Raw genomic sequence first — 14,781 nt, forward strand, 5'->3', positions numbered from 1 at the left:
AGGGATTATCATGCAGCATCCGCACCACGCAGAAACCACCTTCAGGCTGGATAACGTCAGTTTTCGTGTGCCAGGCCGCACGCTGCTGCATCCGCTGTCTCTTACCTTTGCACCGGGCAAAGTCACCGCGCTGATTGGTCACAATGGTTCTGGCAAATCCACGCTGCTGAAAATGCTCGGTCGTCACCATGCGGCGAGTGAAGGGCGCGTGTTGTTGAATGAGGACGCGGTAGATAACTGGGGCAGCAAAGATTTTGCGCGTCAGGTGGCGTATCTGCCGCAGCAACTGCCCGCGGCGGAAGGCATGACGGTGCGCGAGCTGGTGGCGATTGGCCGCTATCCGTGGCACGGCGCGCTGGGCCGCTATGGTCAGGAAGATCGCGATCGGGTGGAAGAGGCGATTACGCTAGTGGGATTAAAGCCTTTTGCCGGGCGTCTGGTGGATAGCCTTTCTGGCGGCGAGCGCCAGCGTGCCTGGCTGGCGATGCTGGTGGCGCAGAACAGTCGCTGCCTGTTGCTGGATGAACCGACCTCGGCGCTGGATATCGCCCATCAGGTTGATGTGCTGGCGCTGATTCAGCGTCTCAGCCGCGAACGTGGGCTAACGGTGATTGCGGTGCTGCACGATCTCAACATGGCGGCGCGCTATTGCGATCGTCTGGTGGCATTGCGCGGTGGCGAAGTGATTGCCGAAGGAGGCCCCGAGGTGATCATGCAGGCCGATGTGCTGGGCAACATTTACGGTATTCCGATGGGCATTTTGCCGCATCCGCTGGGCGGCGCGCCCGTCAGTTTCGTTTATTAAGGCCTCGCCATGTTCTACATTTCTCGCCGCCGCCTGCTGACGGCGCTGGCGCTTTCCCCGTTGATGTCTGCGTTGCCGCTGCGTGCCGCCGTGCCGGATGCGCAGCGCATTCTGGCGCTGGAGTGGCTGCCGGTGGAGCTGCTGATGGCGCTCGGCGTGACGCCACTCGGGGTGGCCGACATGCACAACTACAACATTTGGGTCGGCGATCCGCAGCTGCCATCCAGCGTTATCGATCTTGGCTTACGCACCGAACCCAATCTGGAGCTGATGACGCAGCTCGAACCTTCACTCATCCTGCACTCCAATGGTTATGGTCCGGCGCTGGATAAGCTGCGGCGCATCGCGCCAACCATGGGTTTTGACCTCAACAGCGGCGACGGCAAACCGCTCAGCACCGCGCGTCACTCATTGCAGGCGCTCGGCGCACGTCTTGGCCGTGAAGCGCAGGCCGTGCAGCATCTGCAGTATGTGGATGAACAGCTGGCGGCGGCGCGTGAACGCCTCAGGCCGTGGGCCGATCGTCCGGTGCTGCTGATGTCGCTGATGGACAGCCGCCACGCGATTACCTTCGGTAAAAACAGTTTGTTCCTTGAGGTGATGGAGATCCTTGGCTTGAGCAATGCCTGGCAGGGCGAAACCAACTTCTGGGGCAGTGCAGTCGTTGGGCTGGAGCGGCTGGCGGAAGTGGGTGATGTGCAGGTGATCTGCTTCGATCACGATAACGATCGCGATATGCAGCAGGTGATGGCCACCGCGCTGTGGCAGGCGCTGCCGTTTGTGCGCGCGCAGCATTTCCAGCGCGTGCCGGCGGTATGGTATTACGGCGCGACCTCTTCGGCGCTGAAATTTGTCCGCGTGCTGGAACACGCGCTGGAGTCGCACTGATGCGCAATCGTCTTTTTCCCGTCGCGCTATTGAGTACGGTGTTTCTGCTGGCGCTGGCCTTAACCGTGATCAATCTGCGCCAGGCACTGCCGATCGATCAATGGTCGCAGGCGTTTTTTGCGCCTGACGTCAACAACATCCAGCAAGTGGTGTTTCATCACAGTTTGCTGTCGCGACTGGCGCTGTCGCTGCTGGTTGGCGCGGGCCTTGGCCTGGCCGGTTTGCTGTTTCAACAGGTGCTGCGCAATCCGCTGGCGGAACCCACCACGCTTGGCGTGTCGTCGGGCGCTCAGCTGGGGATTACCGTCGCGACGCTATGGCATTTGCCGGGTGGCGAGTTCACGCAGCAGTTTGCGGCGATGGGCGGCGCGGTAATTGTCGGTATTCTGGTATTCGGCGTGGCCTGGGGCAAACGTCTGTCGCCGGTGACACTGATTCTGGCTGGGCTGGTGCTGAGTTTGTACGCCGGTTCGGTGAATCAAATCTTCGCGATCTTCAATCACGATCAATTGCAGAACATGTTCCTGTGGAGCACCGGCGCGCTCAACCAGCTGGATGGACACAATGTGGCGCAGCTGTGGCCGCGTCTGCTGCTGGCGTTTGTGGTGGCGCTGGCGCTGCTGCGTCCGCTGACGCTGATGGGGCTCGACGATGGCGTAGCAAAAAACCTCGGTCTGGCGCTGTCGGCAGCACGTATTGCTGCGCTGGCGCTGGCGATTTTACTTAGCGCGCAACTGGTCAATGTTGCAGGCATCATCGGCTTTATTGGCCTGTTCGCGCCGCTGCTGGCGAAGATGCTCGGCGGGCGTCGCCTGATGAGCCGCATGATGTTGGCGCCGCTGATCGGTGCGCTGCTGCTGTGGCTGGCCGATCAGTGCGTGCTATGGCTGACCAGCCACTGGCGTGAAGTGTCTACCGGCACGGCGACCGCGCTAATCGGCGTGCCGATTCTGCTTTGGTTGCTGCCGTGCCTGCGTACCGGATCGGTGCCGCCAGCGCTAAATCAGGGCGATAGCGTGCCGGCTGAGCGGCAGAAGGTCTTGCGCTGGTGTTTGATCGGATTACTGATTCTGGCCGTATTGAGTTGGGTTGGCATTACCTTTGGCCGCGATGCGCACGGCTTTGCGTGGGTGGGCGGCGATATGCTGCAGCAGCTGCTGCCGTGGCGCGCACCGCGCGTATTGGCCGCGCTGATTGTGGGCATGATGCTCGGCGTGGCGGGGGCGCTGATCCAGCGGCTCACCGGTAATCCGATGGCGAGCCCGGAAGTGTTGGGCATCAGTTCGGGCGCAGCGTGCGGCGTGGTGGTGATGATGTTCTTCGTACCGGGCGATGCGGTGGCGTGGCTGTTACCTGCCGGTGCGCTGGGTGCGGCGTTGACGCTGTTGATTATTATGCTGGTGGCGAGTCGCGGCGGCTTTTCGCCAGAACGCATGTTGCTGGCGGGCATGGCGCTTAACAGCGCGTTTGTCACACTTTTGATGGTGCTGCTGGCCAGCGGCGATCCGCGCATGGCGGGCTTGTTGAGCTGGATTTCCGGTTCAACCTACAACATCAATATGCAGCAGGCCGTGCAAAGCGCGGTGATGGGTGTAGTGCTGATTTCGCTGGCTCCGCTGGCAAGTCGCTGGTTAACGCTGTTACCACTCGGCAGCACCACCGCACGTTCGGCGGGCATGGCGCTCACTACCTCGCGCCTCAGCCTGCTGCTGCTGGCGGCGGCATTGACTGCCACGGCCACGTTAACTATCGGGCCGCTGAGCTTTATCGGGCTGATGGCGCCGCATATTGTGCGCATGCTCGGGTTCCGCCGTGCGTTACCACAGGTGTTGATGGCCGGTTTGTTGGGCGGCGGCTTGATGATTTTCGCCGACTGGTGCGGCAGGATGCTGGCGTTTCCGGATCAAATTCCAGCCGGGTTGATGGCGACCTTCTTTGGTGCGCCGTATTTTATCTGGCTGTTGCGGCGGGCGTAATCAGGGTAACCCTGAATGGCGACTCCACAACGACGGCAGAGTGCGCCATTCAGGCGGTTTTAAAGTTTCGCGAAGCTGCGGCGTGCCGCATCGATGGTGCGTTGAATATCTTCTTTACTGTGCGCCAGCGACATAAAGCCCGCTTCAAAAGCAGATGGCGCAAGGTAAACGCCTTCTTCCAGCATAAGGTGGAAGAAACGCTTAAAGCGTTCAACGTCACACTGAGTGACGTCCTGATAGCAGGTCACTTCATCGGCATCAGTGAAGAAAATCCCGAACATACCGCCCACGTGGTTGATCACCAGCGGAATATTTTCGGCTTTCGCTGCGGCCAGCAGGCCTTGTGCTAACTGCGTGGTCAGATCGGTCAACGTGCTGTGGGTGCCAGGCTGCGCAATTTGCGACAGACACGCGAAGCCCGCCGCCATGGCAATCGGGTTACCGGACAAGGTACCGGCCTGATAAACCGGACCGGTTGGTGCCAGCGCATCCATCACATCACGACGACCACCAAAGGCACCGACCGGCATGCCGCCGCCGATGATTTTACCGAGACAGGTCAGGTCTGGCGTCACGTCGTAATAGGCCTGAGCACCGCCTAATGCAACACGGAAGCCGGTCATCACTTCGTCGATAATCAGCAGCGCACCGAATTCGTCACACAGCGCACGCAGGCCTGGCAGGAAGTCTGGCTGCGGTGGAATGCAGTTCATGTTGCCCGCTACCGGCTCAACGATGATGCATGCAATATCCTCAGGATACTGTTCGAAAGCCGCACGCACGGTGCTGAGATCGTTATAGGTGCAGGTCAGCGTGTGCTTAGCGAAATCGGCCGGTACGCCCGGCGAGTTTGGCTGGCCGAGCGTCAGCGCGCCGGAGCCGGCTTTCACCAGCAGGCAGTCGGCGTGGCCGTGATAGCAGCCTTCGAACTTGATGATTTTGTCGCGATGGGTGAAGCCGCGCGCCAGGCGAATGGCGCTCATGGTGGCTTCGGTGCCGGAGTTAACCATGCGGACCATGTCCATGCTGGGCACCAGCTCGCACACCAGCTCGGCCATTTTCACTTCCATCTCGGTTGGCGCGCCGAAGCTCAGACCGCGCGCAGCCGCTTCAATCACCGCGTTACGGATGTTGGCGTTGTTATGACCCAGCACCATCGGGCCCCACGAACCGACATAATCGATATAGCCTTTGCCGTCGGCGTCATACAGATACGCACCGTCAGCGCGTTCGATGAACAGCGGCACACCGCCCACACCGGTAAATGCACGTACCGGGGAGTTCACACCGCCGGGGATCAGGCGTTGCGCTGCGGCATACAGGTTTTCTGACTTACTCATTGTTCTGCTCCTGCTGTTCGGGAAAAAATCTGGCGCCATTCTACGGGAATAACGGCTTGCGCTAAAGTTTAGGGTATATACTTTCCTGCGCATGCGGCGGCACGCAGTGTCAAGCGTGAGACTTGATTGCACTGGACGGCTGGCAGATAATAGCGAGATTAAGGTCGTTTTCTGACCTCGACGTTTACCCGGAGTAAAAGATGAGTGACGACTTAGCAGCGCTGCCTTTGCAATTCACTGATGCAGCAGCAAAAAAAGTAAAAAACCTGATTTCTGATGAAGAGAATCCCGAGCTGAAATTGCGCGTTTATATTACCGGCGGCGGTTGCAGCGGTTTCCAGTACGGCTTCACGTTTGACGATCAAATGAATGACGGTGACATGACCATCGAGAAACAAGGCGTGGCGCTGGTGGTGGATCCGATGAGCCTGCAATATCTGGTGGGCGGTTCCGTGGATTACACCGAAGGCCTGGAAGGTTCACGTTTTATCGTGACCAACCCGAATGCCAAAACCACCTGCGGTTGTGGTTCTTCCTTCAGCATCTAATGCTGCTTCTGGCTGCCGTTCTGGTAGCCAGATTCCTACCATTCAATAGTCACTAAACGCGCAGATTCACGGCGTTTAGCATCGCGTTTTAATACTCGTTCGGTAATGCGCGGCTGCGCGCTAAAGTGACGTCCACAATCTACTTTTGGCAGAGAGTGTTCACTCTGGCGTGAGATATCGCAACGCGAGAATAACGTTAAGGTAGCGGCGATAGAGCCGGTCGACGTGGCCGCACTCAGAGGTGCAGCGATCACGAGCCCTATGGCCAGCAGCAGTGCTCTGGTCATGAATAGTTCCTGGTGAAGACAAAATTGCGCTTAGCGCTAAAAATGGGCACAGAGCATACGTGGCCGCTGTGCCTTGTATTATGATTTACGACAATTTATGCCGAATCTTTAATCTTAATTAGTGCTTTTTTTCGTCGGATGTAAATCTGCACACAGCTGTTTCGCTGCCAGCAGCATGCGAGGCCCCGGACGGCTCAGCCAGTCGTCATTGATAGCGATCACCGGCACATCCAATTGCGGCTGCCAATATTGCGCGATGCTGGCGGCCCGAGCGGCATCACCCCCGATGACAATCGCCTGCGGATGGCGCATCAGCACCTGTTCGCGGCTCACCTGCGGCCAGCTAACGCTGCTATCGGCAAAAATATTCCTGCCGCCGCACAGCTCAATGACCTGGTTTTGCATGGTGTTACGCGAAGCCGTAAACAGCGGCTGCTGACCATACTGCAAAAACAGCGGCAGCGGCGTACTTTGCTGATACTGCTTGCGCAGCGCCGCTTCCTGCGCGCGTAATGCCTGCGCCGCATCGATGGCTTGCTGCGGCTGCGGACTCCAGCGCTGTAACGCCGCCAGCGCATCGATCATTTGGTCAATGGTTTGCGGATCGATCCACTCAACCTTAACCCCGAAACGCTGCAGCTGTTCAATTTGCCGCTGTGGATTACCGCCGCGCCACGCCAGCACCACATCCGGCTTCAGTTGCAGAATGCGTTCCACTTTAATGCCTTGCCAGTTCGCCACCTGTTCCAGCGCGTTGGCCTGCGCGGGATAATCGGAGAAGGCGCTGACGGCGAGCGGCGTAATGCCTGCGGCGAAGGCCAGTTCCGTCAGATGCGGCGAAAGGGTGATGACGCGCGGCGCGGCAGCGAACAGGCTGTTGCACAGCAGCAACAGCCCAAGCAGCAGGTTTTTAGCCACGCGCCAGCTGAACCAGCAGGTTTTCTACCATCAAAGAAGATTGTCTTGCCGCAACACTGAGGAACTCATCGAAGCTGAGGTGTGATTCCTGATCGGCGACGTCAGAAATGGCGCGCACCACCACAAATGGCACCTTGAACTGATGGCAAACGTGACCAATTGCGGTCGCTTCCATCTCCACCGCAATCGCCTGCGGGAAGGTGGTGCGGATGTGTTCCAGCGGTGCAGCGCCGTTGATAAACGCATCGCCGCTCACTACCAAACCGCGTACCGCGTTGAGGTCGAGCTGCTTGATAACCATTTCGGCGGCGGCAATCAGTTTGTCATCCGCCACGAAAGCGGCGGGGCAGCTGGCCATCTGGCCTGGCTCGTAACCGAAGGCGGTGACGTCGGCATCGTGATAGCGCACTTCATCCGACACCACGATATCGCCCACTTTCAGCGTTGGCGCCAATCCGCCGGCAGAACCGGTGTTGATTACCACATCCGGCTTGCACAGCTGAAGCAGCAAGGTGGTGCCGAGCGCGGCAGCCACTTTGCCGATGCCTGATTTCAGCAGCGCCACCTCAACACTATTCAGCGTGCCGGTGTAAATTTCGCAGCCGGCCAGCGTCAGTGTCTGGCGGTTTTCGATTTTGTCACGCAGCAGTGTAACTTCCTGCTCCATCGCGCCAATAATGCCTACTTTCATAAGAATCTCGCTAATTTAATGGATGTAACCCGCAAAAGTGAGGCATAGTCTAACATGGCTGATTGAGGAAGAATTCACGAAAAAATAAGGGGTAATTATGGCGACGATCAATTTCAGGAAGAAGATCAGTTTCACCCGCCCTTATACCAGCCGCAAAGATCCCGAAGAGGAATACTTTATTACCCGCCACTTTGAAAGCGATCGCGGACGTATTATTAACTCCGCGGCGATTCGTCGTCTGCAACAGAAAACCCAGGTATTCCCTCTCGAGCGCAATGCGGCGGTGCGTTCGCGTCTAACGCACTCGCTGGAAGTGCAGCAAACCGGGCGATATATCACCAAAGAGATTCTGCAAGCGCTGAAAACCCAGGGCGGCGGGCTGGCGAATTATGGGCTGGATGAGTTTGAAGGTGCCTTCGAAAGCCTGATTGAGATGGCCTGTTTACTGCACGATGTCGGCAATCCGCCGTTTGGTCATTTTGGCGAGGCGGCGATCAATGACTGGTTCGACGAAAATCTGCCTGCCGAGCTGGTCGATCCGCTGGTGGCGGGCGTTGCCGATGAGGCTGAGCGCGCCGCTTTTGACCAGTTGAATGCAATGATTCGTCAAGATTTATGCCATTTCGAGGGTAACGCGCAGGCGATTCGCCTGGTGCATACGCTGCTGCAACTCAATCTCAGCTATGCGCAGGTCGCCTGTATTTTGAAATATACCGCGCCCGCATGGTGGCAAGGCGATAAACCGGCTGAATTTAGCGTATTAATGAAAAAGCCGGGCTTCTATTTATCTGAGCGAGAATATGTGGCTGAGTTGCGTGAAGCGACCAATATTAAACAGCACCATCGTTTCCCGCTTACCTGGATAATGGAAGCCGCCGACGATATCTCTTATTGCATTGCCGATTTGGATGACGCCGTAGAAAAAGACATCTTCCATGTTGAAACGTTGTATAAGCATTTATTGGATGCCTGGGGCGCGGTAAAAAACGGCGATGTTTTCAGCCGCACTATCGGTGATGCCTGGAAAGAGGCTAATCAGAAAAAACGCCGCAGTATCAGCGATCAATTCTTTATGTCATTGAGGGTTAACGTGCAAAACGTGCTGGTTAGCCATGCGGTTAAGCGTTTCATCGACAACTTACCGGCTATTTTCGAAGGTGATTTTAATCACGCTTTACTGGAAGATGATGGTGAAGAAGGTCGCTTGCTAAAACTATTTAAAACGGTTGCGCGTCAGCAGGTGTTTAATCATCCGGAAGTTGAACAACTGGAATTGCAGGGTTATCGGGTAATTAAAGGTTTGCTCGAAATATATCAGTCACTGCTGTTGCTGGATTACGAGCAATTTACCACCTTGATGAACGAAGACTTTCTGGCAAAGCATCCGATTGAAACCCGCTTGTTTCATAAGCTTTCCGGCAAACATCGAAAGGCCTATCAACAACACATGCGCTCATTAATTGTTGAGCATAAATATCAGCGCTTGTTGTGGGAACGTTATTATCGTGCGCGTCTGATTCAGGACTACATTAGTGGGATGACGGACAATTATGCCTGGGATGAATATCGTCGTTTAATGGCGGTTGAATAAGCGCACAATTGTAAAGATGAAGAACAATTTTTTACCTTTACCTAAAACTTTATTAGGAACTTCGCGCTAAAAACTTAATCTCACCATCACGACCACAGCAATGGTCTGGCCGTAATTCTTAGAGAGACACAGATAAATGAAAAAAAACACAATTATGCTGGCGTTGGCGCTGAGTTTCGGCGCGGCGACGTTGAGCCCTGTGAGTGCATTTGCCGCAGAGACCGCTTCTTCTTCCAGCCAGCAATTGCCAAGCCTGGCACCCATGCTGGAAAAAGTCATGCCTTCCGTGGTGAGTATCAGTGTGGAAGGCTCGACGACGGTTAAAACGCCGCGTATGCCGCAGCAGTTCCAGCAATTCTTTGGTGATAATTCTCCGTTCTGCCAGGACGGTTCACCGTTCCAAAGCTCACCCATGTGTCAAAACGGCGGTGGTGACGGCGGCGCGGATGGCGGTGCTAACGCGCAGAAACAGCAGTTCCGTGCGCTGGGTTCCGGTGTGGTAATTAACGCGGATAAAGGCTATGTGGTGACCAACAACCACGTGGTGGATAACGCGACCAAAATCCAGGTGCAGCTCAGCGATGGACGTCGTTACGACGCCAAAGTGATCGGTAAAGATCCACAATCAGATATCGCGCTGATTCAGCTGCAGGATGCGAAAAACCTCACCGCAATTAAGATTGCCGACTCCGACAACCTGCGCGTCGGCGATTACACCGTGGCGATTGGTAACCCGTACGGCCTTGGCGAAACGGTGACCTCGGGGATTGTTTCGGCGCTGGGCCGCAGCGGCCTGAACGTTGAAAATTACGAAAACTTCATCCAGACCGATGCGGCGATTAACCGTGGTAACTCCGGTGGCGCATTGGTAAACCTTAACGGCGAGCTGATCGGGATTAACACCGCGATTCTGGCGCCGGACGGCGGCAACATCGGTATCGGCTTTGCGATCCCTAGCTCAATGGTGAAAAACCTTACCGCGCAGATGGTGGAGTACGGTCAGGTGAAACGCGGCGAGCTGGGCATTATGGGCACCGAGCTGAACTCAGAGCTGGCGAAAGCGATGAAAGTCGATGCGCAGCGCGGCGCCTTTGTTAGCCAGGTATTGCCGAACTCTGCTGCGGCGAAAGCCGGCGTGAAAGCGGGTGACGTGGTGGTGTCGATGAACGGTAAAGCGCTGACCAGCTTTGCAGCGCTGCGTGCCGAAGTCGGCTCGCTGCCGGTCGGTACCAAGCTGCAGCTGGGCCTGCTGCGCGAAGGCAAACCGGTGAACGTCAGCGTTGAACTGCAGCAGAGCTCGCAGGATAAAGTGCAGTCCGCCACCATTTACACCGGTATTGAAGGTGCCGATCTCAGCAATATTGATACCAACGGCCAGAAAGGCGTGCGCGTCGATAGCGTCAAGCCTGGCAGCGCAGCGGCGCGAATTGGCTTGAAGAAAGGTGACGTGATTCTGGGTGTCAACCAGCAAGCCGTAGCTAATCTTGGCGAGCTGCGTAAAGTGCTCGACACCAAACCTTCGGTGCTGGCACTTAACGTGCAGCGCGGTGACAGCAGCCTGTATCTGCTGATGCAGTAAGTTTCAGGTTGTTGATAACAGGCGAGCTTTGGCTCGCCTTTTTTGTGTCTGTGCAAATGTCCGGTACTGAATGTGACGCTTACCGCAAATCCCGCATAATCCCGCTGGCTATGTGCAGTTGCACAATGTCAGCGCCGTAACGGATGCGTATTCTGTCTGTTCGTCCTTATCTCCGGAGTGTTTGATGGCCACCTATCATCTCGATGCGCGACTGGCTCAGGATATTGTTGCCCGCACCATGCAAATTATTGATAGCAATGTCAACGTGATGGATGCACGTGGTCGCATCATCGGCAGTGGCGATCGTGAGCGCATTGGCGAATTGCACGAAGGCGCGCTTTTGGTGCTGTCACAAGGGCGTGTGGTAGACATCGACGAAGCGGTGGCAAAACATCTGCACGGCGTGCGTCCTGGCATCAATTTGCCGCTGCGTATTGATGGCGATATCGTCGGCGTGATCGGTTTGACCGGCCAACCGGCAACGCTGCGTCACTACGGCGAATTGGTGTGTATGACCGCCGAAATGATGCTGGAACAGGCGCGTTTGTTACACATGCTGGCGCAAGATAGCCGCTTGCGAGAAGAGCTGGTGCTGAATCTGGTGCGCAGCGAAACCTTATCGCCAGCGCTCAGCGAATGGGCGCAGCGGCTCGGCATCGATCTCAATCAACCGCGCGTGGTGGCGGTGGTGGAAGTGGACAGCGGCCAGCTCGGCGTTGATAGCGCCATGTCCGAGCTGCAACAGCTGCAAACGCTGCTGACCACGCCGGAACGCGACAACCTGATTGCGATTGTTTCACTCACCGAAATGGTGGTGCTGAAACCGGCACTGAATGCGCATGGCCGCTACGATCAGGACGATCATCGCCGCCGCGTGGATCAACTGCTGCAACGCATGAAGGAGAGCGGCCAGGTGCGAATGCGCATCGCGCTCGGCAACTACTTTACCGGTCCCGGCAGCATCGCACGTTCGTACCGCACCGCGCGTACCACCATGATGGTGGGCAAACAGCGCATGCCGGAACAGCGCAGCTATTTTTATCAGGATCTGGTGCTGCCGGTGCTGCTCGACAGTTTACGCGGCGGCTGGCAGGCCAACGAACTGGCGCGCCCGCTGGCAAAGCTGAAAAGCATGGATAACAATGGCTTGCTGCGACGCACGCTGGTGGCGTGGTTCAGCCACAACGTGCAACCCAGCGCCACGGCACGCGCGCTGTTCATTCATCGCAACACGCTGGAGTATCGCCTCAACCGTATTTCCGAGCTTACCGGGCTCGATCTGGGCAATTTTGACGATCGCTTACTGCTGTACGTGGCGCTTCAACTGGATGAGCAAAGTTAATGAGGAACCTGTGGATTGCGCTGCTGTGGCTGTATAGCGCGCTAAGTGTGGCTAACGATCCGGCCTTTCTCTCGTTAAACGATCTGCAGAAAGTTAAGCAGCAGCTGGCACATCATCAGGCCGCGCCGCCAACGCTCGACGCCTGGCATCAGCTTAAACAGCAAGCGGATAACGCGCTGCAACACCCCAATCCCAGCGTCACCGATAAAGGTATGTTGCCGCCGAGCGGCTCGAAGCAGGATTATTTAAGCCTGAGCGCCTATTGGTGGCCGGACGCCAGCAGCGCCGACGGCCTGCCGTGGCAGCGTCGTGATGGCGAAGTGAATCCTGCCAGTAAGAATGATCAAAGTGATGGCGTGCGGCTGGCGCGCTTTACCGCTGATTTTCAGGCGCTGACGCTGGCCTGGTATTTTTCTGGCGATCAACGTTATGCCGACAAAGCGCTGGCGATGATGCGTCACTGGTTCATCAATCCCACCAGCCGTATGCACCCTAATCTTAACTTTGCTCAAGGCATTCCGGGCCGATCCGCGGGCCGCCATGATGGCGTGCTCGATGGGCGCTACTTTGCCACGCGCGTGGTGGATGCGCTGACTTTGCTACGCAATGCGCCCGGTTGGCAGCCTGCCGATCAGCAAGCGATGCAGCAGTGGTTTAGCGAGTATCTGCACTGGCTGCGGCACAATCCGCTAGCACTGCAAGAAGCGGCGGCGGTGAATAATCATGGTAGTTGGTATTGCACGCAGGTGGCGGGAATCGCGTGGTATCTGGGCGATCGCGAGACAGTCACAGCGATGGTAGAGTTGGCGCGCAATAAAATAGCGCTGCAAATTCGTGCCGATGGCAGCCAGCCCGCAGAGTTAGCGCGCACGCGATCCTTCCATTACAGCTACTTCAATCTGCAAGCGCTTAGCGCATTGGCGCAGCTAGCCGGTAAAGCAGGGTTAGGCGATTTATGGCATAGCCAGCAGCCGGGCGGATCGTTGCTGGCTGCGCTCGACATGATGGCGCCGTACAGCGATGCCACTAAACTCTGGCCGTGGAAAAATCGTGATCGCGTGAGCCAGCGCATCATTCCGCTGCTTTCAATGGCCGATAACAGCCTGCAGCAGCCGCGTTATCAACAGTGGATCATGCAGACGCAATGGAAAGATCAAAAGAGTGGGGCGGTGAGGCAGGCACAGCGTGATACCTGGCTGCTTTCGCTGCCTTATCAGCAGCCATAAAAAAAGGCCAGCATCGGCTGGCCTGTTATTTAAAGCGCGAAATTAACGGTTGTTGCGGGTCAGCTGATCAAGGTCTGATTCGATTTCAGCGATCTTGTTCGAGACCACGCTTTCCAGATGGCGCAGATCCGCCAGAATTTTGCGCTTCAGATCCACTTCAACCTGGTCGCGCTGGCAAATCTGGTCCAGCTCATCGATCACATAACGCAGGTTCGGGCTGATTTCCTGCACTTCTTTGTAACCCTGGCTGGTGTGATCGGCGACAACGGTTTTGCGCTGACGTGGATATTTGAATTTCACGCTTTTAGCAAAGAATTCACCTTTGTCTTTGCGGAAGTAGATTTTAAGAATGTCGTTGTTAGCTTCCTGACGCAGGCTGTAACGGTCGATGTCGTCAGGGTTGCTGATACCTAAGCTTTTCAGGTTGTCGTACATAGCGTTTATATTCCATCTAAGAGTGGGTGAGCGCGCAGGACTATCATCATCATTCGGGATGCAGCAGAAACGCGGCAACCGGAACGCTTACGGCATACTTAATCAACTGTAGACACAAAAACCGGGATAAACAGTGCGCGACCGGAGTTAACTTGGCGCGGATTATGAACTGTTTGAAAAATAAACGCACGTGTTAATTCGCGGCGCGAAACAGGTAATTCTGGCGGGAGTGTAAACAAATAATTACGGGCCTGTAGGCAGGCCCGTCGGGAAGATCTTCAGGCAGGAGAAGCTCAGTCGATGCTGCGCAGCAGTTCGTTAATGCCTGTTTTGCTGAGCGTTTTAGCGTCAACTTTCTTCACAATTACCGCGCAGTACAGGCTGTAGCTACCATCTTTAGACGGCAGGTTACCGGAAACCACCACGGAACCCGCCGGAACGCGACCGTAATGCACTTCGCCGGTTTCGCGGTCAAAGATTTTGGTGCTCTGGCCGATGTAAACGCCCATGGAAATCACGGAACCTTCTTCGACGATCACGCCTTCCACGATTTCTGAACGTGCGCCAATGAAGCAGTTATCTTCGATGATGGTTGGGTTAGCCTGCAGCGGCTCCAGCACGCCACCGATGCCCACGCCGCCTGACAGGTGGACGTTTTTACCGATCTGCGCGCAAGAACCCACGGTCGCCCAGGTATCAACCATGGTGCCTTCATCAACGTAAGCGCCGATGTTGACGTAGGAAGGCATCAGCACGGTATTACGTGCGATGAATGCGCCCTGACGCACGGCAGCGGGTGGCACAACGCGGAAACCGGCGTTTTTGAAACGCGCTTCATCCCAGCCAGCAAACTTCATTGGCACTTTGTCGTAGAAGCGGGTTTCCGACCCTTCCATGACCTGATTGTCGTTGATGCGGAACGACAACAGCACTGCTTTCTTCAGCCACTGATGCGTTACCCACTCACCGTTGATCTTTTCAGACACGCGCAGTTCACCGCTATCCAGCAGGCCAATAACCTGAGTGATAGCATCGCGGGTCGCGCTGTCTACGCTAGATGGCGTGATGTCGGCGCGGCGCTCAAAGGCAGATTCGATAACGCTCTGTAACTGTTGCATAATGATTTCCTAAGTCTGTAATACGGGTGCCAGCATC

14 protein-coding genes are annotated in these 14,781 nt (G+C 56.3%); 8 read left to right on the top strand and 6 right to left on the bottom strand.

Annotation, left to right across the window (positions count from 1 at the left end; genetic code table 11):
* Positions 1-10 precede the first annotated feature (10 nt).
* Genes fhuC through fhuB form a run of 3 tightly spaced genes read left to right on the top strand, consistent with a single transcriptional unit; the run spans position 11 to position 3,669 of the window.
* A complete protein-coding gene (gene fhuC / locus FCN45_RS03725; protein ID WP_007888799.1) occupies positions 11-805 on the top strand; it encodes a Fe3+-hydroxamate ABC transporter ATP-binding protein FhuC in 795 nt (264 codons plus the stop codon).
* A 9-nt stretch (positions 806-814) separates the two neighbouring features.
* On the top strand, positions 815-1,693 hold the full coding sequence (gene fhuD, locus FCN45_RS03730) for a Fe(3+)-hydroxamate ABC transporter substrate-binding protein FhuD (RefSeq protein ID WP_137385185.1): 879 nt from the start codon (positions 815-817) through the stop codon (positions 1,691-1,693).
* A complete protein-coding gene (fhuB, locus tag FCN45_RS03735; protein WP_137385186.1) occupies positions 1,693-3,669 on the top strand; it encodes a Fe(3+)-hydroxamate ABC transporter permease FhuB in 1,977 nt (658 codons plus the stop codon). The genes fhuD and fhuB overlap by 1 nt, the downstream gene beginning before the upstream one ends.
* A 59-nt stretch (positions 3,670-3,728) precedes the next feature.
* On the opposite strand, the gene hemL is transcribed toward fhuB, so the two are convergent.
* Positions 3,729-5,009, bottom strand: coding sequence for a glutamate-1-semialdehyde 2,1-aminomutase (hemL, locus tag FCN45_RS03740; RefSeq protein WP_008108498.1), 1,281 nt, complete (start codon positions 5,007-5,009; stop codon positions 3,729-3,731).
* A 200-nt stretch (positions 5,010-5,209) separates the two neighbouring features.
* Here hemL and erpA point away from each other — a divergent pair, with 200 nt between their 5' ends.
* On the top strand, positions 5,210-5,557 hold the full coding sequence (gene erpA, locus FCN45_RS03745) for an iron-sulfur cluster insertion protein ErpA (RefSeq protein ID WP_007893884.1): 348 nt from the start codon (positions 5,210-5,212) through the stop codon (positions 5,555-5,557).
* A gap of 35 nt (positions 5,558-5,592) precedes the next feature.
* On the opposite strand, the gene FCN45_RS03750 is transcribed toward erpA, so the two are convergent.
* The 3 genes from FCN45_RS03750 to mtnN form a co-directional block, all read right to left on the bottom strand.
* Complete coding sequence (locus FCN45_RS03750) at positions 5,593-5,844, bottom strand: hypothetical protein (RefSeq protein ID WP_101762055.1); 252 nt, start codon at positions 5,842-5,844, stop codon at positions 5,593-5,595.
* 114 nt (positions 5,845-5,958) lie between these two features.
* The gene (btuF, locus tag FCN45_RS03755) at positions 5,959-6,762 is read right to left on the bottom strand and encodes a vitamin B12 ABC transporter substrate-binding protein BtuF (protein WP_137385187.1); all 804 of its coding nucleotides are present in this window, start codon (positions 6,760-6,762) and stop codon (positions 5,959-5,961) included.
* A complete protein-coding gene (mtnN, locus tag FCN45_RS03760; RefSeq protein ID WP_137385188.1) occupies positions 6,755-7,453 on the bottom strand; it encodes a 5'-methylthioadenosine/S-adenosylhomocysteine nucleosidase in 699 nt (232 codons plus the stop codon). The genes btuF and mtnN overlap by 8 nt, the downstream gene beginning before the upstream one ends.
* A gap of 97 nt (positions 7,454-7,550) precedes the next feature.
* Here mtnN and dgt point away from each other — a divergent pair, with 97 nt between their 5' ends.
* From dgt to FCN45_RS03780, 4 genes are all read left to right on the top strand, one after another.
* Positions 7,551-9,044, top strand: coding sequence for a dGTPase (dgt, locus tag FCN45_RS03765; RefSeq protein ID WP_137385189.1), 1,494 nt, complete (start codon positions 7,551-7,553; stop codon positions 9,042-9,044).
* Positions 9,045-9,180: 136 nt separating this feature from the next.
* On the top strand, positions 9,181-10,623 hold the full coding sequence (degP, locus tag FCN45_RS03770) for a serine endoprotease DegP (protein WP_137385190.1): 1,443 nt from the start codon (positions 9,181-9,183) through the stop codon (positions 10,621-10,623).
* 184 nt (positions 10,624-10,807) lie between these two features.
* A complete protein-coding gene (locus FCN45_RS03775) occupies positions 10,808-11,965 on the top strand; it encodes a CdaR family transcriptional regulator (protein ID WP_061718082.1) in 1,158 nt (385 codons plus the stop codon).
* Positions 11,965-13,191, top strand: a complete 1,227-nt coding sequence (locus FCN45_RS03780) for an alginate lyase family protein (RefSeq protein ID WP_137385191.1) — start codon at positions 11,965-11,967, stop codon at positions 13,189-13,191. Before FCN45_RS03775 ends, FCN45_RS03780 begins: the two co-directional genes overlap by 1 nt.
* A gap of 42 nt (positions 13,192-13,233) precedes the next feature.
* On the opposite strand, the gene FCN45_RS03785 is transcribed toward FCN45_RS03780, so the two are convergent.
* Together FCN45_RS03785 and dapD are read right to left on the bottom strand one after the other, a co-directional pair.
* A complete protein-coding gene (locus tag FCN45_RS03785; RefSeq protein WP_007893894.1) occupies positions 13,234-13,626 on the bottom strand; it encodes a DUF3461 family protein in 393 nt (130 codons plus the stop codon).
* 293 nt (positions 13,627-13,919) lie between these two features.
* Entirely contained in the window at positions 13,920-14,744 is an 825-nt protein-coding gene (dapD, locus tag FCN45_RS03790) for a 2,3,4,5-tetrahydropyridine-2,6-dicarboxylate N-succinyltransferase (RefSeq protein WP_008108489.1), read from the bottom strand.
* Positions 14,745-14,781: the final 37 nt, after the last annotated feature.

The sequence above is a fragment of the Pantoea sp. SO10 genome (assembly GCF_005281435.1).
Taxonomy (GTDB): domain Bacteria; phylum Pseudomonadota; class Gammaproteobacteria; order Enterobacterales; family Enterobacteriaceae; genus Pantoea; species Pantoea leporis.

Excerpts from the sequence above, each read along its gene's own strand:
- fhuC (WP_007888799.1), top strand. The coding sequence starts at position 11 with ATGCAGCATCCGCACCACGCAGAAACCACCTTCAGGCTGGATAACGTC.
- fhuD (WP_137385185.1), top strand. The coding sequence starts at position 815 with ATGTTCTACATTTCTCGCCGCCGCCTGCTGACGGCGCTGGCGCTTTCC.
- fhuB (WP_137385186.1), top strand. The coding sequence starts at position 1,693 with ATGCGCAATCGTCTTTTTCCCGTCGCGCTATTGAGTACGGTGTTTCTG.
- hemL (WP_008108498.1), bottom strand. The coding sequence starts at position 5,009 with ATGAGTAAGTCAGAAAACCTGTATGCCGCAGCGCAACGCCTGATCCCC.
- erpA (WP_007893884.1), top strand. The coding sequence starts at position 5,210 with ATGAGTGACGACTTAGCAGCGCTGCCTTTGCAATTCACTGATGCAGCA.
- FCN45_RS03750 (WP_101762055.1), bottom strand. The coding sequence starts at position 5,844 with ATGACCAGAGCACTGCTGCTGGCCATAGGGCTCGTGATCGCTGCACCT.
- mtnN (WP_137385188.1), bottom strand. The coding sequence starts at position 7,453 with ATGAAAGTAGGCATTATTGGCGCGATGGAGCAGGAAGTTACACTGCTG.
- dgt (WP_137385189.1), top strand. The coding sequence starts at position 7,551 with ATGGCGACGATCAATTTCAGGAAGAAGATCAGTTTCACCCGCCCTTAT.
- degP (WP_137385190.1), top strand. The coding sequence starts at position 9,181 with ATGAAAAAAAACACAATTATGCTGGCGTTGGCGCTGAGTTTCGGCGCG.
- FCN45_RS03775 (WP_061718082.1), top strand. The coding sequence starts at position 10,808 with ATGGCCACCTATCATCTCGATGCGCGACTGGCTCAGGATATTGTTGCC.
- FCN45_RS03780 (WP_137385191.1), top strand. The coding sequence starts at position 11,965 with ATGAGGAACCTGTGGATTGCGCTGCTGTGGCTGTATAGCGCGCTAAGT.
- FCN45_RS03785 (WP_007893894.1), bottom strand. The coding sequence starts at position 13,626 with ATGTACGACAACCTGAAAAGCTTAGGTATCAGCAACCCTGACGACATC.
- dapD (WP_008108489.1), bottom strand. The coding sequence starts at position 14,744 with ATGCAACAGTTACAGAGCGTTATCGAATCTGCCTTTGAGCGCCGCGCC.